Below are 23780 nucleotides of genomic sequence, written 5' to 3'. Positions count from 1 at the left end.
TTTAATATGGAAGATTTTAAAAAGCACATGGAATTTATGGAGACCCGTAGGGGATTTTTAAAGAAATCTGCACTTGGGTTTGGCTCTGTAGCGCTTGCCAGCCTAATGGGGCCATCATCCTTATATGGGAATGAACTTTTGGGAGGCGGTGCGCAAAACCTATTGGGCGGTTATTTGGGCAGCACGCATTTTCCGGCCAAGGCAAAACGGGTAATTTATCTATTTCAAAGCGGTGGTCCCTCGCAATTGGAAACCTTTGATTATAAACCGGAATTGGCAAAATGGCACGGGAAGGAAATACCTCCATCTGTCCAAGGAACCCAACGTAATTCTGGTATGGTGTCCAGCCAATCTACTTTTCCATTGGTTAAATCTATATATGATTTCAAGCAATATGGTCAATCTGGAGCATGGGTTAGCGAGATTTTTCCTTACACCGCACAGGTAGTGGATGATCTGTGCATCATTAACTCTATGCGTACCGATGCCATAAACCATGAACCTGCCGTAATGTTTCTGCAAACAGGTAGTCAGCAGAGTGGACGGCCGTCCATAGGTTCATGGCTTAGTTACGGATTGGCCAGTGACAATAAAAATCTTCCGAATTTTGTAGTTCTATTGTCCAAGGGGGGTGGGGCGCAACCTTTGAGTTCGGCTGCTTGGGGCAATGGTTTTTTGCCATCCCATCATCAAGGTGTTCAATTTAGGTCGGGCAAGGATCCTGTACTATATTTGAACAACCCCCACGGTGTACATGATGAAGATCGAAGAAGGGCTTTGGATTACGTTTCACAATTAAATAACCATCAGTTTGATGTTTGGAAGGACCCGGAGATTCAATCCAAAATCAATCAGTATGAAATGGCGTATAAGATGCAAAACTCCGTACCCGATGCAGTGGATACCAAGGAGGAACCCGATTATATTTATAAATTATATGGGGAGGATGCCAAAACACCCGGTACTTACGCAGCTAATTGTTTGAAAGCAAGACGCTTGGCGGAAAGGGATGTGAAATTTATACAGTTGTACCATATGGGTTGGGATCAACATGGTGGCCTTCCCGGAGGGATTAAAAAGCAGGCCCTTGGTACAGATCAAGCGACTGCCGGCCTGATAAAGGATTTAAAACAAAGAGGCTTGTTGGAAGATACCCTGGTGGTCTGGGGCGGAGAATTTGGTCGAACCAGTTTTTCCCAAGGTAGATTAACAGCCGATAATTATGGTAGGGACCATCATCCTGGCTGTTTTACGATGTGGATGGCCGGGGCAGGGGTCAAGGCAGGTATGGTCTATGGTAAAACCGACGAATTTAGCTATAACGTAGTCCAGAATGAAGTGCATGTTCATGACTTTCAAGCCACCTTGCTGCACCTACTGGGAATAGACCATGAGCGACTTACTTTTAAACACCAAGGGAGAAGATATAGATTAACGGACGTTCATGGCCATGTGGTCAAAGACATTCTTTCATAAAATTGGTCATAATGATTTCTAGAAGGAAATTTATTAAAAAGTCCGCCATGGGGGGAGGTACGTTATTGGCATCAGCGGTGGTTCCCTTTCAAATAATGCCATCAAAACCCAAACTTGATGAGCAAATTTTGGGACATGGCGAATTTAAATATAAAGTGGAAACACAATGGGGTAATTTGGATCCCAAGGTCTACCCTGTCAATAATTGTCATGAAATGGTCATGGACAGAAAGGGGAGACTTTTTATGTTGACAGATCACCCTAAGAATAATGTATTGATTTACGATAGATCTGGGAAGTTGTTGGGGAGTTGGACATTGAATTTGTCCAGTGCACACGGCCTGACCATTCATGAGGCAGGTGGGGAAGAATACCTTTATATTACCGATCCAGGGAGTGGAAGGGTATTAAAAAGTACACTTGAGGGCGATGTTGTTTTTGAATTGGATGCTCCAGATAAAATAGGGGAATATGATGGGAAGATGTTCTTTAGGCCTACAGAAACCGCTATTGGTCCCAATGGGGATATTTATGTTGCAGATGGGTATGGTTCACAATATATTTTGCAGTATAACTCAGAGGGTGAATTTATCAGAAAATTTGGAGGTGATAGTTTTTTGCAGCCGGATAAGTTTAAGCAAGTGCATGGAGTAACTTTGGATACTAGGGATCCCAATAACCCAAGCTTGTTGTGTACTGCCCGAATAAAAAATTCCTTTAAGAGATTTAGTTTGGATGGGAAATATTTGGAAACCTATTATTTGCCTGGTGCTTTTGTAAGCCGACCTGTAATAGATGGTGATAATATTTACTCTGGGGTCTGTTTCGGAATGGAAAAAGATAATTATAATCTGGTCTTAAACAGGGGGTTTGTTACTATTTTGAACAATGAAAATAAAGTGGTGTCCAACCCGGGGGGTACAAGACCGAAGTATAGAAATGGAAAGCTGAAATTAATGTTGCAGGATCAAACGGTATTTAAGAACTGTCATGATGTTTGCGTGGATGGGGATAAAAATTTATATGTCTGTCAATGGAATGCTAATGGAGTTTATCCATATAAATTACACAGGATTTAATTATGGACCATACTACGGAAGTATCGGATTGGATTATTTTTATTGGTAGGTTCCATCCCCTAATTGTCCATCTTCCCATTGGGATTATTTTGGCAGGGATCTCTATGTATTTTCTGGCTAGGAAAACGAAATTTTCACAGCTAAAGGGTTCAGTCCCCTTTTTGCTTGGGGCAGGGGCACTTAGTGCTGTTCTTTCATGTGTATTTGGGTACATGCTTTCTTTTCAGGGCGGGTATGGGACAGAGGCTCTAAATGCCCATCTCTGGATGGGGATCGCACTGACTATTTTCGCAGTATTGGCCTTTATCTCCGTTGTGTGGAAAAGAACCAAAAGGGTAGTGGCATTACAGTCCGGGCTTATGGTATTTCTATTAGTGGGACTGGGATATACCGGTCATATGGGGGGTAATTTAACCCATGGTGCTTCTTATCTTACACAGTACTCCCCTGATCCGTTGCGAAAGTTGGTGGGACTTCCACCTAAGCCCGAAAAAAGACCCCCGGTTACAGTCTTGGATTCTGCCGATATATTTCTGGATGTTGTTTCCCCAATGCTTTCAGACTATTGTGTAAGTTGTCATAACCCAGGAAAGTCTAAAGGTGATTTGGTTCTTTCCTCTTATGACCGCATTATAAAAGGTGGGGAAAATGGACAAGGTGTTGTTATAGGGGATTTGAAAGAAAGTGAACTTTATAGAAGGGTAAGCCTTCCGGAGCATCATGATGATTTTATGCCGCCAGATGGCAAAAAACCACTTTCCGGGGAGCAGATAAAATTATTGGAATTATGGATAATGAACGGTGCTCCGGAAAAGGGGCAAATGGGCGATTTTCAAATCGAGGGCGACTATTTGTCGGCTGCGAACAAGGTTCTTGGATTGGAAGGGCATGGGGGGAATTCTTTGGCAAGGAAAGTGGAACCGGCCGATTCTTTGATTGTGGCTTCCTTGAATGCCAAGGGTTATGTTATAAGGACAATAAGTGAAGGGAGTTATTTATTGGATGTCAGCTTTGTGGCCCAAAAGAACATGGAAAATGTAAGTATTGAACAGTTGTTGCCATTAAAAGATCAAATTGTATATTTAAATTTGGGTAACCGCAACCTAGGGGATAAAGATCTTGAGGTTATTGGACAGTTTGAAAACATGGTTAGATTAAACATTCATTCCAATCCCATAACCGATGAAGGCCTGTCCTTTTTGGCGAAACTTGAAAATTTAGAGGTTTTAAACCTTTACGGCACTCAAATAGGGGACAATGGATTGGAGAGGCTGGAAATGTTGCAGAAATTAAATCGCATATACTTATGGAATACTCAGGTTACTCCGGAAAAAGTTGAAAACCTTAAGGCAAAATACCCCGATTTGGAGATCAACATAGGCGAAGAAGCTTCCTAGATTTAATAAGGCAAATTGTCTTTATCACCATAGTCATTTTTGAAAAGTTTGGGCAATGTTTTGCCTTAACTTTTGACATAAGATAAAAAAAAATCCAACCCATTTATTGGGTTGGATTTTCTTGATCTATTCCGATATTCGGTAAATATATTAAACCCTTGGTAGGTCCCCCTCTCCTTTTAACGGTAAATAGGACGTTCCCATCAGGTAAGTATCCACATGATAGGCCGCTTGCCTACCTTCGGAAATGGCCCAAACTATTAAGGATTGTCCCCTTCTTTGGTCGCCCGCTACAAATACTCCGGGAACGTTGGTCTTATAATTTGCCTCACTGGCCTTAATGTTGGTGCGTGGATCGGCTTCAAGGCCCAACTGCTCGGCAACGGTCATTTCCGAACCTGTAAAACCCATGGCCAAAAGTGCCAATTCACATTTCCATTCCTTTTCAGTTCCGGGAACTTCCTTGAGCATGGGTCGTTTACCTGGTTGGGAAACCCACTCTACCTCAGAAGTTATAAGTCCTTTCAGATTGCCATTTTTATCGCCAATGAATTTTTTGGTGGAAATACTAAAAAATCGCTCTACACCTTCTTTGTGGGAAGAACTTGTTCGTAAACGCATGGGCCAAAACGGCCATGGTTGATCTTCTGGGCGCCCAACTGGAGGCTTTCCCAATATCTCAAAATTGGAAACCGAAGTGGCTCCGTGCCTTATGGAGGTTCCTATACAGTCCGATCCCGTATCTCCCCCGCCTATGACTACAACGTTTTTGCCGGTAGCTTTTATTTCTTCGCCCAGATCTTTAATGCCGTCTACGCGTTTATTGTTTTGCTTTAAGAAATCCATGGCCTGTACCACTCCTTTAAGGTCTGCTCCTTCTATGGGCAATCCCCTTCTAACGGTGGCACCGCCAGAAAGTACAATGGCATCAAATTGCTCTTTAAGTTCCGTGGCCAAAACATCAACACCAACGTGGACCCCTGTCTTAATGATGATACCTTCTTCCTCTAAAATTCTGACCCTTCTGTCTATAATATTTTTTTCCATCTTAAAATCTGGAATACCATATCGCAAAAGCCCACCAACTTTTTCATCCCTTTCAAAAAGCGTAACCAGGTGCCCTGCCCTGTTCAACTGTTGGGCCGCTGCAAGACCGGCAGGTCCCGATCCAATTACGGCAACTGTTTTTCCAGTTCTTTTAACGGGAGGTTTTGCTACAACCCAGCCTTTGTTAAAAGCGGTTTCAACAATGTTTTTCTCTATGTTCTCTATACTTACCGGATCCTCATTAATACCAAGTACGCAGGCTTCTTCACAAGGGGCTGGACAAAGCCTGCCTGTGAATTCGGGGAAGTTGTTGGTGGAGTGCAAAATTTGTGCAGCTTTTTCCCATTTACCAAGGTAAACCGCGTCATTGAAATCGGGTATCAGGTTCCCTAAGGGACAACCGCTATGACAAAATGGAATGCCACAGTCCATACATCTGGCACCTTGGTCCTTTAGCTCCTTTTCTTTCATTGGAAGGGTAAATTCCTTGTAGTTTTTTACCCTATCCTCCACGGGAGCATATTCCTCTACTTTTCTATCGAATTCCAAAAATCCTGTTATCTTTCCCATATTTCGATTATATCGTTTCTAATTTTTCTTTTTCCAAACGTATCAATGCCTGCTTGTATTCTTCAGGGAAGACCCTTATGAATTTTGCTAGGCAATCTTCCCAATTTTCCAAGATCCTTTGGGCTATTGGGCTAAGAGTGGCATTGTAGTGGTTTTCTATAAGGCCTTTTAACTCGGCAATATCGTTATCATCCTCTACCCTTAGGAGGTTTAAGGATTCGGCATTACAGTTTTTTCTAAAGGTATTTTTTTCATCAAAGATATAGGCAATACCTCCACTCATTCCGGCACCAAAGTTTCTGCCTACTTCACCAAGGATAACTGCTGTTCCACCGGTCATATATTCACAACCGTGGTCACCGATACCTTCTACAACGGCCTGTGCCCCTGAATTTCTTACGCAGAACCGTTCACCGGCTTTTCCGTTTATATAAGCTTCCCCGGAGGTGGCGCCATAAAGTGTAACGTTTCCGGTTATTACGTTTTCTTCCGGCTTTAAAGTGGACTTGTAGGGTACTTTTATAATTAACTTGGCTCCGGAAAGACCTTTTCCTAAATAATCGTTGGTGTTTCCATTGACGATCATGGTAAGGCCTTTGGTGGCAAATGCACCAAAACTTTGTCCTGCAGAACCCGTAAAATTAAGTTTTAAGGTGTTTTCGGGTAAACCATCCGCACCGTAGATCTTTGAAATTTCATTACTGGTAATAGCTCCAACGGCCCTATCGGTATTATGTATAGGGAAATCCAAAGAGATTTTTTCCTTTCTGAACAAGGCAGGATGTGCTTTTTCCAAAATCTCGAACTCAATAGATTTGTCAATATCGTGTTGCTGCTTTTGGGTGTTGTAGAGCTTGGTCCCTTTGGGCACATCAACCTGATATAAAATAGGCGTAAGGTCTATACCTGCTGCTTTGTAGTGGTCCAAGGCCTTTTTTCTGTCCAGTTTTTGAACTTGCCCGACCATTTCTTCAATAGTTCTAAACCCTAACTGGGCCATTATTTCCCTAAGTTCCTGGGCCACAAAGTACATATAGTTTACAACGTGTTCCGGTTTGCCTTCAAACTTCTTGCGCAATTCTGGATTTTGTGTTGCAATACCTACCGGGCAGGTATTTAAATGGCATACACGCATCATAATACATCCTGAAGCTACCAAGGGTGCTGTGGCAAATCCAAACTCTTCTGCTCCTAATAGACAAGCTATTGCTACATCCCTTCCAGTTTTTAACTGGCCATCACATTCCAGGACTATCCTGTTCCTTAGATCGTTGAGTACCAAGGTTTGTTGGGCTTCGGCAATTCCAAGTTCCCATGGAAGTCCGGCGTGTTTTAATGAGGTTAGGGGGGAGGCCCCTGTACCGCCATCATGGCCGGATATGAGCACCACGTCCGCCTTTGCTTTGGAGACACCGGCCGCTACCGTGCCCACTCCAACCTCAGAAACCAATTTAACATTGATCCTTGCCTCGCGATTTGCAGATTTCAAATCGAAAATCAATTGGGATAAATCCTCTATAGAGTAGATATCATGGTGGGGTGGGGGTGAAATTAATCCTACATATGGGGTGGAATTTCTGGTCTTGGCTATGGACGGATTTACTTTTGGTCCTGGTAACTGTCCGCCTTCCCCCGGCTTGGCCCCTTGTGCCATTTTAATCTGAATCTCTTGTGCGTTGGTCAAATAATTGGAAGTAACCCCAAATCTACCGGAAGCCACCTGCTTTATGGCACTGTTTTTCCAATCCCCCGTTTGGTTCTTATAAAAACGTTCTGCATCCTCCCCGCCTTCACCGGAATTACTTTTTCCACCGATCCTGTTCATGGCTATTGCCAAATTTTCATGGGCTTCCTTGCTAATGGATCCATAGGACATTGCGCCGGTTTTAAAGCGTTTTACTATTTCTGTCCATGGTTCCACGTCATCCAAAGGAATAGGGTCGTAATTGGAGAACTCAAAAAGTCCACGAATGGTCATCAAATCCTTGGATTGCTCATTCACCATTTGGGCAAATTCCTTATAGGATTCCGGTTCGTTGTTTCTAACCGATTTTTGTAGTTTGGCAATACTTAAAGGATTGAAAAGGTGTTTTTCACCATCCCTTCTCCAACGGTATTGTCCGCCAATTTCCAAATCCAAATTGGCTGCTATTTCCGTGTCCAAGTAGGCTTTGCGATGGCGCTTTGCAATTTCCTTCTCAATTTCATATAATCCTATACCCTGAATTCTGGTGGGGGTGTTGGGGAAATATTTGTCTACGGTTGAGGTGTTTATTCCAATACATTCGAACAATTGGGATCCTCGGTATGAATTTAGGGTAGATATTCCAATCTTGTTCATAACCTTGAGAATGCCCTTGCCTACGGCTTTGTTGTAGTTGTTAATGGCTTCTTCAAAAGTGTATTCGGTAATATCGTGCTCCTCAATTTGCTCCGCAATAATTTCATTGACCAAATATGGGTTAATGGCACTGGCGCCAAACCCGAATAATAAGGCAAAATGGTGTACTTCCCTAGGTTCTGCGGATTCAATAATTACACTTAGTTTGGACCGTTTGCCCAACCTCTGAAGTCCGCTGTTTACAAATGAACATGCCAACAAGGCCGGAATAGGGGCTTTTTCCTTGCTTACGTTCCTATCGGATAAAATAATGATGTTGGCACCCTCATCAATAGCTTGTTCTGCCTGATGTAAAATAGATTCCAAAGCATCTTCAAGGCCATTATGCCCCTTTTCAATGTCATAGAGCATGGCAATGGAAACTACTTTATAGTCGGGACTGGCATCATAATTCTTTATTTTATCCAGATCTTCCTTGGATATGACCGGATTCTTAATTTTTAATTTCCGGCAATGCAGTTCGGAAAATTCAAAAATATTATGGTCGCTGCCCAAGGTTAGGCTAATATCCGTAATCAGCTCCTCACGAATACCATCCAATGGTGGGTTGGTAACCTGGGCGAACAATTGCTTAAAATAATTGTATATTAATTGTGGGCGATCGGATAAAATAGCGATAGGCGTGTCCGAGCCCATTGATCCCAGAGGCTCTTTGGCCGTTTTTCCCATGGGAAGTATAATGGTGTTTATATCTTCCAGGGTATATCCAAATACCGCTTTTCTCTTTTGTACGGTCGCTTCATTTAAGAAAAGGGGACAGTCATTGTATGGGATATCCTTAAGGTGCACCAGATTCTTGCTCAACCATTCCTTGTAGGGATACCTTACCGCAATTTCTTCCTTGATTTCCTCGTCATTCACAATACGTCCTTCTACCATGTTTACCAAGAACATTTTTCCAGGTTCAAGTCTTCCGTGCAATTCAATGTTTTCGGGCTCAATTTCTACCACCCCAACTTCGGACGACATAATAACATAACCGTCTTTGGTCACTGAATATCGCGAAGGACGCAATCCATTCCTGTCCAATACGGCACCAATATAGTTTCCATCGGTAAAAGGGATGGATGCAGGCCCGTCCCATGGTTCCATTAAGCAGGAGTGGTACTCGTAGAAGGCCTTTTTTGCTTCGGACATATCATTGTTCTTTTCCCAGGCCTCAGGTACCAGGATCATCATCACCTCAGGGAGCGATCTTCCCGTCATTAACAATAGTTCCACGACCATGTCCATGGTGGCGGAATCCGATTTCCCTGGTAGTATTATAGGGATAATGTTTTTTATTTCGTCCCCAAACCAATCACTTTTCATGAGTTCCTCCCTGGAGCGCATTCTTGAAACATTGCCTCTAAGGGTGTTTATTTCCCCGTTGTGGCACATATATCGGAAAGGTTGTGCCAAATCCCAAGTAGGGAAAGTATTGGTGGAAAAGCGTTGATGCACAAGGGCCAATCGGGTAACTACCCTTGGATCCAAAAGGTCTTTGTAGTATAGGCTGATATCTTCCGGCATCAAAAGGCCTTTGAAGATTATAATTTTTGTGGAAAGACTCGGAACATAGAAAAATTTGCTTTCCGATAACTTGGAAGCGTTTACGGTGTGTTCCGTGACTTTTCTGGCAATGAACAGCTTTAGGTTGAAATGGAAGAAATCCTGTTCGTCATTTTCTCTCGCAACAAATACTTGTTTAACAAAAGGTTCGGTCTCGGCGGCTATTCTTCCGGGAATGGATTTGTTTATGGGAACATCCCTCCATCCCAATAATTTTAAACCTTGTTTTTTAATATTGGTTTCAAAAACCTCTATGCAGTAGTCCCGTTGGTTTTCCTTTTGGGGCAAAAAAACATTGCCCACGGCGTAACTACCTGGTTCAGGAAGTTCAAAGTTGCATACGTCCTGAAAAAAATCGTGCGGAATATCTATTAGGATTCCAGCACCATCTCCGGTTTTCCCATCCGAACTTACAGCTCCCCTGTGCTCCAATCTTTCCAATATTTCCAAAGCCTTATGGATAATGTCGTTCGACTTTTTTCCTTTCAGACTACAAATAAATCCTGCGCCACAGTTATCATGTTCAAATTCCGGTAGGTACAATCCTTGTTTTCTCAGCTTCATAAATTATCATATTTGTTCAAAAATATCAAAATATTTACATTTAATGCAGTGCTATTATAAATAGTAAGAAAGAAATTCAACGTTTATAATTCAACGTTTAAAAAAATGCATATTCTGATATTTGAACCCATTAAATTAGGATTTCCTCAATATTAGGGTTTGTATATTGATTTTATTCCTATTAAGGGGGAGTTAATAATATAAAATTGTTTATTTTGATAAGTATCCCTATTTAGAAAAGGGGGTGGTTATTCATTAATATTATATTTTTTCAGTAATTACCCCACAAAAAAAAGGGGGGTGTGCATGAATTGTGTATTATTTTTCATTAATAATACTTCGTGAAATTACAATTTTCTGTATTTCCGAAGTGCCTTCATAGATCTGGGTGATCTTGGCGTCGCGCATCATTCTCTCCACATGGTAGTCCTTTACAAAGCCATTACCGCCATGAATTTGTACCGCTTCCACGGCCGTATCCATAGCTACTTGGGAAGCGTAGAGTTTTGCCATTGCGCCCGAAAGATCGTAGTCGTTGCCCTGATCCTTGTCCCAGGCCGCTTTGTAGACCAAATACCTTGCCGCTTCAATTTGGGTGTGCATATCCGCAAGTTTAAAGGCTATGGCCTGATGGTTGCTGATTTCCGTGCCAAAGGTCTTTCGTTCTTTGGAATATTTTTTAGCCAGTTCATATGCGCCGGCTGCAATCCCCAATGCTTGGGCTGCAATTCCTATACGGCCACCGGCAAGGGTCTTCATGGCAAATTTAAAACCAAATCCATCTTCCCCTATCCTATTTTTTTTGGGTACCTTAACATCATTAAAGATCAGGGAGTGGGTGTCACTTCCCCTAATGCCCAATTTATTTTCCTTGGGGCCGATTTCAAAACCTGGTGCACCCTTTTCCACAATCAGGGCATTTATGCCCTTATGTCCTTTTGAAATATCGGTCTGGGCAATTACTAAATAAATTTCGGCCGAATTTCCATTGGTGATCCAGTTTTTGGTGCCATTTATAATATAGTGGTCCCCACGGTCCATGGCCGTTGTTTTTTGGGAAGTGGCATCGCTGCCCGCTTCTGGCTCGGAAAGACAGAACGCCCCAATACATTGTCCTGTGGACAAACGGGTCAAATATTTTTCCTTTTGTTCTTCGCTGCCAAAAGTTTCCAGTCCCCAGCAGACCAAGGAGTTATTGACGGATACGATTACCGAAGCGGAGGCATCCACTTTGGAAAGTTCTTCCATGGCCAGCACATATGAAATGGTATCCAGGCCACTTCCACCGTACTTTGGGTCTACCATCATCCCCATGAACCCCAGTTCCCCCATTTTCTTTACCTGCCCTGTAGGGAATTTTTGTGCGTCATCCCTTTCTATGACCCCGGGCAGTAATTCATTTTGGGCAAAATCCTTTGCCGCCTGCTGTATCATCAACTGTTCTTCCGATAGTGTAAAATCCATTTGCATTGAAAAAAATATGGCAACATTACAAATATACGAGTATAGTATGGAATAATAATGGGGAATAAAAACATTAAAACCTAATCTATATTTTTATATTTGTTCGGTTTTATACTTTTTTATCTGTAAAGGAACTTAACAATTATGAGACAACATTAGCTAGGTCGGTACAATAAACCAAATGGATACGTAGTATCCCCTAATAGCAAATGAAATCAATACATTTATTGTGAGGAACAATGAAAGAGTTATTAAAAAAGTATGAAAACAAGACCCCTGAAATTGTTTTCTACTGGAAAGACCGGGAAACGGAGGCGGAAGGATGGACAGTGATAAATTCCCTTCGCGGCGGGGCCGCTGGTGGAGGTACCAGAATGAGGGATGGGCTGGATATGGACGAAGTCCTATCACTTGCGAAAACAATGGAAGTGAAATTTACGGTTTCGGGACCTCCGATCGGTGGCGCAAAGTCCGGTATCAATTTTGATCCAAACGACCCCAGAAAATCTGGGGTGCTTAAAAGGTGGTACCATGCAGTGGCGCCATTGTTGAAAAGTTATTATGGTACCGGAGGGGATTTAAATGTGGATGAAATTCACGAGGTTATCCCCATTACGGAAGATGTGGGGGTCTGGCACCCCCAAGAAGGTGTTTTTAACGGTCATTTTAGACCTACCGAAGCAGACAAGATCAATAGGATAGGTCAGTTGAGATTGGGAGTTGTCAAAGTTTTGGAGGTGAAGGTCTACTCCCCTTCGGTAGCCCGGAAATTTACGGTTGCTGATATGATAACCGGTTTTGGGGTTGCGGAAGCGGTGAAGCATTATTATGACATATATGGAGGCTCAATCAAAGGCAAAAGGGCCATTGTACAGGGTTTTGGTAATGTAGGGTCGGCGGCGGCCTTTTATTTGGCCAAAATGGGGGCGAAAGTGGTAGGGATTATAGATAGGTCCGGAGGAATAATTAATGGGGAAGGATATTCCTTGGAGCAGATAAGAACATTCTTTCTTAACAGAAAGGGAAATGGACTTTTTGTGGAAAATAGTATTCCATTTGCTGAAATGAACCATAGAATATGGAATTTGCCCACCGAGATCTTTGTGCCCTGTGCCGCATCCCGCTTGGTAACAGAGGAACAAATTTCTAAAATGATCTATAGGGGATTGGAGGTGATAAGTTGCGGGGCCAATGTGCCCTTTGCGGATAAGGAGATATTTTTTGGGCCAATAATGGAGTATACGGACGAACGGGTAAGCCTAATACCCGATTTTATATCCAACTGCGGAATGGCCAGGGTCTTTGCCTATTTTATGAAGGGAAGGGTGGCTATGGAAGACGAACTTATTTTTAATGACACTTCAAATACCATTAGAAACGCAATTTTAAATATATTTGATCAAAATAAATCAAAAGTCAATCTCAGTAAAACCGGATTAGAGATTGCTTTGAGACAATTAATTTAAACCAATTGATAGCATGGAGACCATTATTATTATCTTATTCGTTGCCGGTTACCTGGCAATAACCCTGGAGCACAATCTTAAAATTGATAAATTAATCCCCGCCTTGGCCATGATGGCCCTGTTATGGGCGGTAATTGCTTTGGCACATATGCCGGTTTTTGAGGTCAATGCCGAGCTCCGGGAGTTGGAGGCGACCCATATAGATGAGATTTTACTGCACCATCTTGGAAAAACGGCGGAAATATTGGTCTTTCTTCTGGGGGCGATGACCATTGTGGAAATAATAGATTACTTTGATGGCTTTGCAACCATAAAAGGTTTTATAAAAACCAGGAGCAAGAGAAAATTATTGTGGTTGTTCTCCATTTTGGCCTTTATACTTTCCGCTATAATAGATAACCTGACTGCTACCATTGTTTTGATTACCATACTTCAGAAGGTGATCAAGGAAAGGGAAACAAGGCTTTGGTTTGCCGGGATGATTATCATAGCTGCAAATGCCGGAGGGGCTTGGTCTCCAATTGGGGATGTTACCACTACGATGTTATGGATCGCCAATAAGGTGTCTGCCCTTCAACTGATAGAGCACGTTTTATTGCCGTCTATAATCTGTATGGTAGTGCCCACCTTTATTGCAAGCAGGTACAAGGCATTTTCCGGTAATATTGATGCCGAACTGGATGAAGGGGAGCCAAGAAAATCCAAATACGGGGCCACTATGCTTTATTTGGGCTTAGGCGCCATAATATTTGTTCCCTTTTTTAAGACCCTGACGCATTTGCCTCCTTATGTTGGTATGATGCTTTCTTTGGCCGTGGTAGCTACATTTGCCGAAATATATAGTAGTTCAAAATTCAGTATTTCCAATATTGACGGTGAGAGCGAGGCAGAATCACATCACAGTCCGGTACATAAATCCCTTTCCAAAATTGAATTACCGAGTATTCTTTTCTTTTTGGGAATATTAATGGCGGTTGCAGCATTGGAGTCATTAGGGATGTTGTTCCATTTTGCCGGGACTTTGGATGAGGTAATGCCTATGTTGGGCACGGAATCCAAGGGCGAATTGGTGTCGGATTTGGTGGTGCTGTTCCTTGGTATTGGGTCTGCGGTAATAGATAATGTGCCCCTGGTCGCAGCCAGTATAGGAATGTTCTCCGTAGGAATGGATGACCCCGTTTGGCATTTTATTGCTTATTCCGCAGGAACAGGTGGTAGTATGTTGATTATTGGTTCTGCAGCAGGTGTTGTGGCCATGGGAATGGAAAAAATAGACTTCTTCTGGTATTTGAAAAAAATTGCATGGTTGGCTTTCTTGGGATTTGCTGCCGGTGCCATAGGATTTATATTAATTAGAAATTTAGTGTTGAACGCATAATTTAATCGACAAAATACCGTTATTAAGGCAACTTAAATAAAGAAAATATATGTTATTGATACAAGACCTGGCTCAAGAGGCGGGATTAGAGGGAGTTGTGTCCGAAGAAAAGACACTATCCGTAATAGATTTAATAGTAAGTGGAGGAACGGGAAGTATCTTGATCATTAGTGTTTTGTTTGTAATGCTCTTTGTGGCACTGTATATTTACTTTGAAAGGATTTTTGCAATCAAGGCAGCTTCGAAGATAGATAGCAATTTTATGAACCAGATACGGGACCATGTTACCAACGGGAAATTGGATGCGGCCAAAATATTGTGCGCACAAACGGATTCGCCAGTAGCCAGGTTAACGGAAAAGGGGATATCCAGAATAGGAAAACCCTTGGACGATATTAATACCGCCATAGAAAATGCCGGCACCCTAGAGGTGTACAAGTTGGAAAAAAATGTGAGTGTATTGGCCACCGTTGCGGGAGCAGCGCCTATGATCGGGTTTTTGGGAACCGTAATCGGGATGATTTTGGCATTCCATCAAATGGCCAGTAGTGGCGGACAGGCAGAAATGGGTTCGTTGGCGTCAGGTATTTATACGGCCATGACCACTACCGTTGCCGGGCTTATTGTAGGTATTATAGCTTATATAGGGTATAACCATTTGGTGAACAGGACGGATAAGGTAGTGCATAAAATGGAAGCCAATGCGGTGGAATTTTTAGATTTATTGAACGAACCCTTGTAGGGGCGGGCGGTTGCCGTTGGCAGGAGGCTGTTCAAAGTTTAAGAATGGCTACTGTTGGCGTTAAGCAGTCAGCAATAAAAAGAAGGTAGAGGTAGAGTTAGGAAGTAAGAAAAAAGAGTTAAGATAAAAGATGTAGGAAAAAGATAATAATTATAAAATCTTTATTCTCTTTTAACCCTTTTTTCTTTATTTTCCATAGGATACATCAGGTTCGGATTTAAACATAGTACTTAAAAATAATATAAGGTGAAATTAAAAGGTAGAAATAAAGTTAGTCCAGATTTTAGCATGTCCTCAATGACGGATATAGTGTTCCTATTGCTTATATTCTTTATGTTGACTGCCAATTCTCCAAATGCACTGGATTTGTTGTTGCCCAAGGCCAAGGGGAAATCTACCAATACCCAAAATGTATCCGTAAGCATCAATAAGAACCTGGAATATTTTGTGAACAACGAGAAGATTAACGGACAATATATAGAAATTGAATTAAAAAAGGCACTGGAAGGGCAGGAGAAACCTACTATTATTCTAAGGGCGGAAGAGAGCGTTGCCATCAAAGAGGCGGTGAACGTAATGGATATTGCCAATAGGAATAATTACAAGGTTATTTTGGCGGTGCGACCAAATTAATGTCATTACTGAATACGAGACACGAGAAAAAATCATTTACACTTACTACTATTCTGTTAAGTGCACTATTGCTGTTGCTTTTTTATATTGGACTTACCTATATGGATCCTCCAATCGAAAATGGTATTTCGGTAAACTTTGGAACGACCAATTTTGGTAGCGGCAGGGTGCAGCCCAAGGAAAAAGTTAAATCGGAACCCCTTAACACTCCCATAAAGGAACCCAAGGTTCAAGAGGAGAAGGTGGAGGAAGTGGTGGAAAAGGTGCCCGAGGAACAGGTAGCCAAGGAAAAGCCTGCCGAAAAACTGCTCACCCAGGAAAATGAGGAATCCATAAAAATCAAACAGCAGCAGGAAGCCAAACGCAAGGCGGACGAGGCGGCCAAAAAGGCCCAAGCAGAAGCGGAGCGGGTTGCGCAGGAAAAGAGGGAGGCCGAAGAAAGGGTCAGGAAGGAACAGCAGGCGAAAAAAAGCAAATTGGACGAGCTTATAGGAGGTATAAATAAATCCGAAGGAACTGCTTCCGGAAGTGAAGGTGATGATAACAGGGCGGGAGATAAAGGCCGTCCAGACGGAGATCCCTACGCCACAAGTTATTACGGAAGTCCAGGATCTGGCAGTGGTACTGGGGGTTATGGGCTTAACGGGAGGTCTTTGGAGAACAAGGGCAAGGTACAACAGGAATGTAACGAGGAAGGTAGGGTAGTCGTGAAGATCGTAGTGGACAGAAGCGGTAAGGTGGTAAGTGCCGAACCGGGGGTAAAGGGTACCACGAATAACGATCCCTGCTTATTGGGGCCTGCCAAGGCAACCGCCATGATGCATCGGTGGAACGAGGATTCCGAGGCACCTAGTCAACAAGTTGGTTTTGTAGTTGTGAATTTTAAATTGGGGCAATAATTTTTCCCGTAATTGCCAAAAAAACAATTTTCCCGAAGTAATTTTACATTTTCTTTTACTTTTTTAATTGGATGATTGGAAGGTATGCCATCTTCACTATTTTCTAATTGCAACAGACGACACTAAATGACCTATCAGGAAACTTTGGAATGGATGTTCGCGCAACTTCCCATGTACCAACAAAAGGGAATTTCCGCTTTTAAGGGCAAGTTGGACAATATACAGGCGTTCTCCACATATTTGGGCCATCCCGAGCGAAAATTTAAAAGTATACATGTAGCGGGTACCAACGGGAAAGGGTCCAGTAGCCATATGTTGGCTTCCATTTTGCAGGAGGCAGGTTATAGGGTTGGATTGTACACCTCTCCCCATTTAAAGGATTTTCGGGAACGCATCCGGATCAACGGAAAACCGGTAGGCAAAAAATTCGTTGTCGATTTTATAAAGAAGAACAAACTATTCTTTGAGGCACATGAGCTTTCGTTTTTCGAAATGACGGTGGGGATGGCCTTTCGCTATTTTGAAAAGGAAAAAATTGATATTGCCATTGTGGAGGTTGGATTGGGAGGTCGTTTGGATTCTACCAATATAATAATCCCCGAAGTGTCGTTGATAACGAATATTGGGTATGACCATGTGGAGATGTTGGGCGATACCATTGCCAAAATAGCCTTTGAGAAGGCGGGCATCATTAAACCTGGGGTCCCAGTGGTCATAAGTGAACTTCAGGAGGAGACGGCTACTGTGTTCAACAATATTGCTAGGGAAAGAGGCGCTAAGATCAGCTTTGCGGGGGAGGTGGTCCCTGGGACCTATAAAACATCCCTGTTAGGGAGTTACCAGACCAAAAACGTTAAGGGGGTTGTTGCTGCCATTAAGGAATTAAAGGGTTTTAAAATAGAGGAGAACCATATTGAAGAGGGCCTGTTGAATGTTTCGGTCAATACGGGACTTCTGGGGAGATGGCAATATATCGGCAAAAATCCCACAGTTGTTTGTGATACGGCCCATAATACGGAAGGTCTGACCATTGTTTTAGATCAAATAAAGCAACAGGAATATACAGAGCTACACTTGGTCATCGGATTTGTAAAGGATAAGAATTTGGAACAAATTCTACCCCTTTTTCCAAAAAACGCCCATTATTATTTTTGCAGGCCTAATATTCCCAGAGGTTTGGATGAGCATGTCCTAAAATCCAGGGCCTTGGAATTCGATCTTACAGGTAATGCTTATTCTTCTGTGCATGAAGCGGTTAATTCAGCTTTGGGCGTTGCGGATAAAACCGATTTTGTGTTTGTGGGGGGGAGTACTTTTGTGGTTGCGGAAATCGTATAAATTTTTCTATTTTTTCCTTTGGGGAAATTAAAAACTATTCTATATTTGCACTCGCTTCTGGAAAAATCGGGAAGCGATTTTTAAATACTGATAAATTAGGGCTCTTAGCTCAGCTGGTTCAGAGCACCTGCCTTACAAGCAGGGGGTCACTGGTTCGAACCCAGTAGGGCCCACAGTAACAAAGACAAGGCTTCCAAGAAATTGGGAGCTTTTTGTTTTTAGGGCGGGTACAACATAGGTACAACAAATTTCTGCCCCATTATTTCTCTCCTAACTCTTGATTTTTGTTGTAATCAATGGGCTTTCTGAACATAAAAGACATTAATTATTCCGACATGCAAAATCCGATTCAGTTTTTTTATCAAACAGCATTGCATGATTATTGCATATAGCATAATTCGAACAGATTTTTAAGAATCGTTGCCAATCTCTCAAAAACTATCGTTTTTATACGTTAAAATTTTCTTGGATGTCTTTGGGTGGTATGTGCTTTTCTAATTTGGGGAAAACCATAAAACAAATATCATGGAAGAGAATGAAAACGTGGTGGGACTGCTATCCGATATCAAAGGCCTACTGTCCCACACCAAGAAAACAATGAACGTGGACGATCTGGTTGCGTACACCGGCCTGTCCAAGAGCAAGATCTACAAGCTCACCCATCTAAAGTTGATCCCCACCGGCAACAATCCCCATATCCGCCAGAAATTCTTTGACAAGGATACCATCGATGCCTGGTTATTGGGCGAACCCCACCTCTCCGATGAGACCTTGGAGCACCATTTCAATGAGTCCCTGTTGAAGAACAGGAAATAAATGAACTACCCTTGTTATGGAAAAATGGGAAAGCAATTTTCAGGGCATCTGGATACCGAGGTCGATCTACCTGAGCACGGAGGTGAACTGGTGTGCGAAGATCTTGTTTTTGGAGATACACAGTTTTACGGAAAACGGTAGGGAGTGCTATATGTCCAATAGGTACATGGCCTCTTTTCTCAATATATCGGAAAGGCAGGTCTCTAGGTACATATCCGAGCTTAAGGCAAAAGGATGGATCGAGGAAACGGCCTTTAACGGAAGAAAGCGCTATCTAAGGAGTTTGCTGCATTTTGAGTTTATGACCGGCGACCCTGACCCGATAATACTATCGGGGGAGTCTGGATACTTTTGACCTAGCGGCATGGGCAAAACTGTCTATTATAATAAACAAGTAATAAAAAAAAGAAAAAAATAATTTATTGATAAACGAGGAGAAAAAAAATTGAATCCCAATAATGAACGGTCGATATGGTAAAGAGTCTACGGATAAATAACCAAATAAACAAACGGGACCAAAACCTCTTTGCGCCCTAGAGCTGTTTAAAAAATATGTTGTTGGGAGCAATTGAATAATATGCTAATCTCGATTTCAAGGTGCAGGCAACGAATAAGGTTTTCTGGGGGTATTTTTTCAGGTCTTGGGACTAGGGGCCGGAATTTTAAAAAGTACGGATCCTATGTCCTGAAAACGGTTTGCCAGGTTCCAAATAAGTGACAGTTACAAGATGAAGATCTCCAATAGGTCCGTAAGGATGTTCAACCAGCTGCTATTGGTCGGTCCAAGCCATAGAGAATAGCGTGTGAAAGAGAAAAGGTGAAACCTCAAAATTTGATTGCAAGGTTCAAAAGGGAATTCCGGAATAAAATGAAATTAAGGAATAGCAAGAGGGTAACACGCTAAAGCGGTGTTACGATGTCGGTTTACCCTTCGGGGCCTTTGTTTATGGGGGTTTAGGGAGGTCGATGGTTTACGGGATAAAATGTCCATTGGGTCAAATCCTTCCTCAGCCCCTTAAAACATTGAAAAAATATGACACAAACACTAAAATTATAGAGATGGACAATTTTTTCACCATACGGTTTAGAAGGGCTACGGCGCAAAGGTTCAAGAGTTTTTCCAAGAAAGTTTCAGGCTCCCATTCGGAGTCCATTGAACAGATAATCGATTTCTTTGAATGGCACGGTTTTCTACTTGCCGAAAAATTTAAAAAGGGCATAGGAAGGGAAATCCTAAGGAACAGAAAACGGACGGATGTCGTTGTCGCCATTATACGGGATATCGAAAAGCACCGGACCAAGCCTACAACTGCCATGTTGGAACTCCTGTTCGAACGTTCCCCAAAAAAGGAAAATGCTAGGACGATCAAACCCTATGTGAAACAAAAAAGGGATCCTCAGCAGGAAGCATTCATTAAAAAGGTCGAGGCGGCCATAGCCATGGAATGTGAAAATACCAACTTGAAGATCGAGTTAAAACAGAATAGGAAAGATATAAAAGGGCTGTTGGATAGCATCCACCTTATCAATAGCGTTTTTGGAAAATCCAGGTTGGAACTGGATATGGATCCAAAGGATTTCGAACGATTGAAACAGCGGATACAAAAGGGCTAAGTGATATCATCTGAATCTGGGTAGGTTAGTGCGCCCTAATTCGATTTTATTAACGCTTATCTTCCCGAATGCTATAAAATCGAATCAGGATCCATGCGCAAAGTTTTTGGGTAAGATTTGGGAGTATTCTTTGGATCTTATTTCTAATAAGTGGGTGTTAAGCTTATCTTAGGCTTTTATACACCGTGTTGAACTAAACCTAAAGGTAGCTTCAAGCAAGTTTTACCTTACTGTTCACTACCTTTAGGATAGGTTTAATCATAAAATTTAAAGTTATGAAAAAAAAGTAGTACCCTCATTGAGAGGGCCTGTAATTCTGTATCTGGGTTCAACGAACTCTACCATAAATTAAAACGTTCCGTAGAACTGGCCGGCAAAAGCCAGAGTACCCTTACCAACTACGCTAGATGTCTGGCGCACATTGCGATTCACTTCAAATGCAGTCCGTTGGACCTTGACCAGGAACAGATCCTTGATTACCTTCATATCTTAAAATCGCAGCATAAGACCCCATCGGACAGTTTCTTCAAGCATACCGTCTATGGTCTGAGATATGCATACCGTATCTCGGGAATGAAGGAGATGTGTGTGGTGCTGCCTTCGATCGAACGGCCCAAGAAGCTACCGGTAGTATTGAGCCATAACGAGGTAAAGCAGTTGCTCAGGGCCCCTAAACTGTTGAAGCACCGTTTGGTCCTGGCCATGCTATATGGCTGTGGTCTTCGGAACTTTGAACTCTGCAACCTACAGCTGAAGGATCTGGATCTAGAGAGGATGATGCTGCACATCCGCCAGGGGAAGGGGAGGAAGGACCGCTATGTCCCATTGTGCGCGATGCAGGTCCGGGGCCTGAAGAAATACATCTCGGCGGAAAGCCCTGTCACTTGGTGCTTTAACGGCAATGACAGCAAGGGCCATCCAGTTGCACTTTCCACGACGGGGGTGGGGTGGATCGTTCGGGAGGCCCGGAAACACAGCGGTATCCAAAAAGAGGTCACCACCCATAGCCTGCGCCACAGCTATGCCACCCATCTGTTGGAAATGGGACTGGACATCATGAGCGTAAAGGACCTGTTGGGACACGCGGATATACAGACTACGCTCACCTACCTACATGTGGCACGATCGGGCAGGCAAAGGCCGTTCAGCCCGTTGGAGCGGCTTTATAATCTATAACCATGTGCCAGGCTACCTATGAGGTGGCACAGGTATTGGAACGCAACAGGGAACACCTGTCCGGCCTTTGTGCCAATAGCTGGCAGTTGAGGACCCTGCACTCCCTGCGCAAATGCCGTACCGCAGCACTGGGAGGCCATATCGACCGTTGTGACAACCCGGATTGCCATAGGCTGCACCTTAGCTACAACAGTTGCAGGAACCGCCATTGTCCCAAGTGCCAGGGACATAAAAGGGAACAATGGATCAGGGCAAGGGAGGCCAAACTGCTGAACGTCCCTTACTTCCATGTGGTCTTTACCCTCCCGGCAGAACTTAACCGTCTGTGCCTTTACCGACCGGAGCAGGTGTATCGTTTATTGTTCAAAACGGCATGGCAGGTGATCAAGGGGTTTTCATCCAACCCCAAGTTTTTGGGGGCCGACCCGGGAATGGTCGCCATCCTGCATACCTGGGGCCAAAATCTGTCCCTTCACCCGCACCTGCACTGCATTGTGCCGGGAGGTGGGATCTCAAGATCGGGCAAATGGAAACCCGCTGGGAACAAAGGAAAATACCTGTTCCCCGTAAAGGCAATGAGCAATGTGTTTAGAGCCCGGTTCGTGGCAGGGCTGCGAAAAAGTCTGAAAAAGGAACTGCCCTGCGGATTTTGTGAAAGCCTTTTTAAAAATGAGTGGGTGATCTATTGTAAACGTCCATTTATAGGCCCTTCCCAAGTAGTGGAATATCTTGGGCGCTATACCCATAAAATCGCCATCAGTAACCATCGGATAAAGAATTTGGATGGTCAGGGCATTACTTTTTCCGTAAAGGATTACCGCCATGGAGGAAATAAGTCCCTAATGCTGTTATCCGACAAAGAGTTCATCAGGCGGTTTGCAATGCATGTGCTTCCGAAAGGGTTCGTGCGTATACGCCATTATGGGATCCTGAGCAATTCCAGGAAGAAGGTACTGGTTCCTTTACTGCAACAGGTCCTGGGCAGTCCTGGGCCCAATGGACGGCCTCCCTTAAAACATCGCCGATGTCCTTACTGCCAGATCGGGATTATGGCGACCGTAGCGGTATTCGACAGCCGTGGCCCGCCCAAAGCATGGTCGGACCGTTTGAAAAAAAGTACCCCAAGTACAACGCTCCAAAAAGCGTAAGGGGACCCCCATGGCCAAAATCAAGGTAACGGGCAAAAAAGATCGGTCTGGACAGGAAAAACGATACAAGAAGATCAAAAAGGAACCCGAGCGGACATGGGAAAATGATTTTTGATAACTTTAGGGAACCCGACAGGATTTCGAGATCGATCTGAAAAACTCCATTAAACCATAGCAATCCCCATAGTAAGGGAACCCGGACCCGGTTCAGTCAACACGGTCTTCATGTTTGGCCGTACCGACCACACGAAGACTTAGTTATTGTAAGCAGTTTTTATTCCGTTTCTTTTTCAATTAACTTACATAAAGTATTCAAAATTGATTTTTGATTCTTTTCGTAGTTGTCATTTGATATTTTTTCGTCAAGCATTTCCGTTTCCAAATAGTAATGGTTTACAGTTTTAACTATTTTACCGCTTTGCGAATGAAAAATAAATTTTGATTCACAAAAGTGGTCTATATCCATTTCTACTGTTTCTATTTCTCCATTTTCATTTTTTTCAGAAGTATGGATTACGGGTAGAATTTCAGCTTTTTTAATTGTAGGCTTACCCTTTTTATCCGCTAACTCGTTCGCTTTCGCTTTTATAAATTTCAGAATTCAGTCCGTCAACGATAATTTGCTCCAATTCAGTCGGCTTAATTTTGGTCAATTCCGATTCAGCTATTATTTTCTTTTCAAAGTCCGAGTGAGAATTTCCGTTTGCTTTTTCGAAAATAAATCCAGCTTCTAAAAATTGGTCTTTTGTCAATTTCATACTTAATTTCAATTCAGCGGAATGATTTTCTCAAATAGTGCCCAACGTGTTTGTGTATGAGCCGTTGCGTGATTTAGCACGAACCAAACCAAGTACAAACTAACAGGAAAATCCGCGAGGATTTTCCGAAGTATCACAGACCAAGCAATGGCTTATACACGGTGTTGAACGAATCCTCCCTACCGGTCGGAAGCTTTGTCGTGTTCAAAATACGTTTTACTTAAATTTATGCAATCTTAAAAAACAATGTAATGTATAAAAAA

The 23780-nt window shown here is 42.8% G+C and carries 19 protein-coding genes and 1 tRNA gene; 16 read left to right on the top strand and 4 right to left on the bottom strand.

The genetic code is table 11. From position 1 onward, the window contains the following. Positions 1 to 6 precede the first annotated feature (6 nt). Genes D0S24_RS20350 through D0S24_RS20340 form a run of 3 tightly spaced genes read left to right on the top strand, consistent with a single transcriptional unit; the run spans position 7 to position 3952 of the window. Positions 7 to 1476, top strand: coding sequence for a DUF1501 domain-containing protein (locus D0S24_RS20350; RefSeq protein WP_117021678.1), 1470 nt, complete (start codon positions 7 to 9; stop codon positions 1474 to 1476). Between the two features lie 11 nt (positions 1477 to 1487). Continuing rightward, complete coding sequence (locus D0S24_RS20345) at positions 1488 to 2555, top strand: twin-arginine translocation signal domain-containing protein (protein WP_117021677.1); 1068 nt, start codon at positions 1488 to 1490, stop codon at positions 2553 to 2555. Between the two features lie 2 nt (positions 2556 to 2557). Then, positions 2558 to 3952: a c-type cytochrome domain-containing protein gene (locus tag D0S24_RS20340; protein WP_117021676.1), complete on the top strand. Its 1395-nt coding sequence runs from the start codon at positions 2558 to 2560 to the stop codon at positions 3950 to 3952. A 150-nt stretch (positions 3953 to 4102) separates the two neighbouring features. On the opposite strand, the gene D0S24_RS20335 is transcribed toward D0S24_RS20340, so the two are convergent. From D0S24_RS20335 to D0S24_RS20325, 3 genes are all read right to left on the bottom strand, one after another. Continuing rightward, on the bottom strand, positions 4103 to 5569 hold the full coding sequence (locus D0S24_RS20335) for a glutamate synthase subunit beta (RefSeq protein ID WP_117021675.1): 1467 nt from the start codon (positions 5567 to 5569) through the stop codon (positions 4103 to 4105). 7 nt (positions 5570 to 5576) lie between these two features. Beyond that, entirely contained in the window at positions 5577 to 10085 is a 4509-nt protein-coding gene (gltB, locus tag D0S24_RS20330) for a glutamate synthase large subunit (RefSeq protein WP_117021674.1), read from the bottom strand. A 318-nt stretch (positions 10086 to 10403) separates the two neighbouring features. Further along, the gene (locus D0S24_RS20325) at positions 10404 to 11549 is read right to left on the bottom strand and encodes an acyl-CoA dehydrogenase (protein WP_117021689.1); all 1146 of its coding nucleotides are present in this window, start codon (positions 11547 to 11549) and stop codon (positions 10404 to 10406) included. Positions 11550 to 11788: 239 nt separating this feature from the next. Between D0S24_RS20325 and D0S24_RS20320 the strand changes: the two genes are divergently transcribed. The 13 genes from D0S24_RS20320 to D0S24_RS20265 all read left to right on the top strand — a co-directional run bounded on the left by D0S24_RS20320 (position 11789) and on the right by D0S24_RS20265 (position 22759). After that, positions 11789 to 13015, top strand: a complete 1227-nt coding sequence (locus D0S24_RS20320; protein WP_117021673.1) for a Glu/Leu/Phe/Val dehydrogenase dimerization domain-containing protein — start codon at positions 11789 to 11791, stop codon at positions 13013 to 13015. 13 nt (positions 13016 to 13028) lie between these two features. Further along, entirely contained in the window at positions 13029 to 14393 is a 1365-nt protein-coding gene (gene nhaD / locus D0S24_RS20315) for a sodium:proton antiporter NhaD (RefSeq protein ID WP_117021672.1), read from the top strand. A gap of 49 nt (positions 14394 to 14442) precedes the next feature. Further along, on the top strand, positions 14443 to 15135 hold the full coding sequence (locus D0S24_RS20310; protein ID WP_117021671.1) for a MotA/TolQ/ExbB proton channel family protein: 693 nt from the start codon (positions 14443 to 14445) through the stop codon (positions 15133 to 15135). A 246-nt stretch (positions 15136 to 15381) separates the two neighbouring features. Further along, positions 15382 to 15768: a biopolymer transporter ExbD gene (locus D0S24_RS20305; RefSeq protein WP_117021670.1), complete on the top strand. Its 387-nt coding sequence runs from the start codon at positions 15382 to 15384 to the stop codon at positions 15766 to 15768. Then, a complete protein-coding gene (locus D0S24_RS20300; protein ID WP_117021669.1) occupies positions 15768 to 16667 on the top strand; it encodes an energy transducer TonB in 900 nt (299 codons plus the stop codon). Before D0S24_RS20305 ends, D0S24_RS20300 begins: the two co-directional genes overlap by 1 nt. 126 nt (positions 16668 to 16793) lie before the next feature. After that, entirely contained in the window at positions 16794 to 18005 is a 1212-nt protein-coding gene (locus D0S24_RS20295) for a folylpolyglutamate synthase/dihydrofolate synthase family protein (protein ID WP_117021668.1), read from the top strand. Between the two features lie 98 nt (positions 18006 to 18103). Continuing rightward, positions 18104 to 18178, top strand: a tRNA-Val gene (locus tag D0S24_RS20290). 352 nt (positions 18179 to 18530) lie between these two features. Continuing rightward, complete coding sequence (locus tag D0S24_RS20285) at positions 18531 to 18821, top strand: AlpA family transcriptional regulator (RefSeq protein ID WP_117021667.1); 291 nt, start codon at positions 18531 to 18533, stop codon at positions 18819 to 18821. Next, positions 18822 to 18962 (top strand): hypothetical protein, encoded by a 141-nt coding sequence (locus tag D0S24_RS21210; RefSeq protein WP_181938152.1) that lies wholly within the window; start codon positions 18822 to 18824, stop codon positions 18960 to 18962. Positions 18963 to 18972: 10 nt separating this feature from the next. Beyond that, a complete protein-coding gene (locus tag D0S24_RS20280; protein ID WP_251795850.1) occupies positions 18973 to 19176 on the top strand; it encodes a helix-turn-helix domain-containing protein in 204 nt (67 codons plus the stop codon). Positions 19177 to 19880: 704 nt separating this feature from the next. Continuing rightward, positions 19881 to 20435, top strand: coding sequence for a BfmA/BtgA family mobilization protein (locus D0S24_RS20275; RefSeq protein ID WP_147321486.1), 555 nt, complete (start codon positions 19881 to 19883; stop codon positions 20433 to 20435). Positions 20436 to 20882: 447 nt separating this feature from the next. Continuing rightward, positions 20883 to 21611: a tyrosine-type recombinase/integrase gene (locus tag D0S24_RS20270; RefSeq protein WP_251795849.1), complete on the top strand. Its 729-nt coding sequence runs from the start codon at positions 20883 to 20885 to the stop codon at positions 21609 to 21611. Between the two features lie 2 nt (positions 21612 to 21613). After that, complete coding sequence (locus tag D0S24_RS20265) at positions 21614 to 22759, top strand: IS91 family transposase (RefSeq protein ID WP_117021663.1); 1146 nt, start codon at positions 21614 to 21616, stop codon at positions 22757 to 22759. A 557-nt stretch (positions 22760 to 23316) separates the two neighbouring features. Here the strand turns inward: D0S24_RS20265 and D0S24_RS20255 are convergent. Then, on the bottom strand, positions 23317 to 23517 hold the full coding sequence (locus D0S24_RS20255) for a hypothetical protein (protein WP_117021661.1): 201 nt from the start codon (positions 23515 to 23517) through the stop codon (positions 23317 to 23319). Between the last annotated feature and the right edge of the window lie 263 nt (positions 23518 to 23780).

Origin of the sequence: Arenibacter sp. P308M17 (assembly GCF_003426735.1) — a bacterium.
GTDB lineage: Bacteria > Bacteroidota > Bacteroidia > Flavobacteriales > Flavobacteriaceae > Arenibacter.
This window is presented reverse-complemented; position numbering and strand designations above follow the sequence as displayed.

What these genes read in the sequence shown, in the direction of transcription:
- D0S24_RS20350 (WP_117021678.1), top strand. Translation starts at nt 7, where the DNA reads ATGGAAGATTTTAAAAAGCACATGGAATTTATGGAGACCCGTAGGGGA.
- D0S24_RS20345 (WP_117021677.1), top strand. Translation starts at nt 1,488, where the DNA reads ATGATTTCTAGAAGGAAATTTATTAAAAAGTCCGCCATGGGGGGAGGT.
- D0S24_RS20340 (WP_117021676.1), top strand. Translation starts at nt 2,558, where the DNA reads ATGGACCATACTACGGAAGTATCGGATTGGATTATTTTTATTGGTAGG.
- D0S24_RS20335 (WP_117021675.1), bottom strand. Translation starts at nt 5,569, where the DNA reads ATGGGAAAGATAACAGGATTTTTGGAATTCGATAGAAAAGTAGAGGAA.
- gltB (WP_117021674.1), bottom strand. Translation starts at nt 10,085, where the DNA reads ATGAAGCTGAGAAAACAAGGATTGTACCTACCGGAATTTGAACATGAT.
- D0S24_RS20325 (WP_117021689.1), bottom strand. Translation starts at nt 11,549, where the DNA reads ATGGATTTTACACTATCGGAAGAACAGTTGATGATACAGCAGGCGGCA.
- D0S24_RS20320 (WP_117021673.1), top strand. Translation starts at nt 11,789, where the DNA reads ATGAAAGAGTTATTAAAAAAGTATGAAAACAAGACCCCTGAAATTGTT.
- nhaD (WP_117021672.1), top strand. Translation starts at nt 13,029, where the DNA reads ATGGAGACCATTATTATTATCTTATTCGTTGCCGGTTACCTGGCAATA.
- D0S24_RS20310 (WP_117021671.1), top strand. Translation starts at nt 14,443, where the DNA reads ATGTTATTGATACAAGACCTGGCTCAAGAGGCGGGATTAGAGGGAGTT.
- D0S24_RS20300 (WP_117021669.1), top strand. Translation starts at nt 15,768, where the DNA reads ATGTCATTACTGAATACGAGACACGAGAAAAAATCATTTACACTTACT.
- D0S24_RS20295 (WP_117021668.1), top strand. Translation starts at nt 16,794, where the DNA reads ATGACCTATCAGGAAACTTTGGAATGGATGTTCGCGCAACTTCCCATG.
- D0S24_RS20285 (WP_117021667.1), top strand. Translation starts at nt 18,531, where the DNA reads ATGGAAGAGAATGAAAACGTGGTGGGACTGCTATCCGATATCAAAGGC.
- D0S24_RS21210 (WP_181938152.1), top strand. Translation starts at nt 18,822, where the DNA reads ATGAACTACCCTTGTTATGGAAAAATGGGAAAGCAATTTTCAGGGCAT.
- D0S24_RS20280 (WP_251795850.1), top strand. Translation starts at nt 18,973, where the DNA reads ATGTCCAATAGGTACATGGCCTCTTTTCTCAATATATCGGAAAGGCAG.
- D0S24_RS20275 (WP_147321486.1), top strand. Translation starts at nt 19,881, where the DNA reads ATGGACAATTTTTTCACCATACGGTTTAGAAGGGCTACGGCGCAAAGG.
- D0S24_RS20265 (WP_117021663.1), top strand. Translation starts at nt 21,614, where the DNA reads ATGTGCCAGGCTACCTATGAGGTGGCACAGGTATTGGAACGCAACAGG.
- D0S24_RS20255 (WP_117021661.1), bottom strand. Translation starts at nt 23,517, where the DNA reads ATGAAATTGACAAAAGACCAATTTTTAGAAGCTGGATTTATTTTCGAA.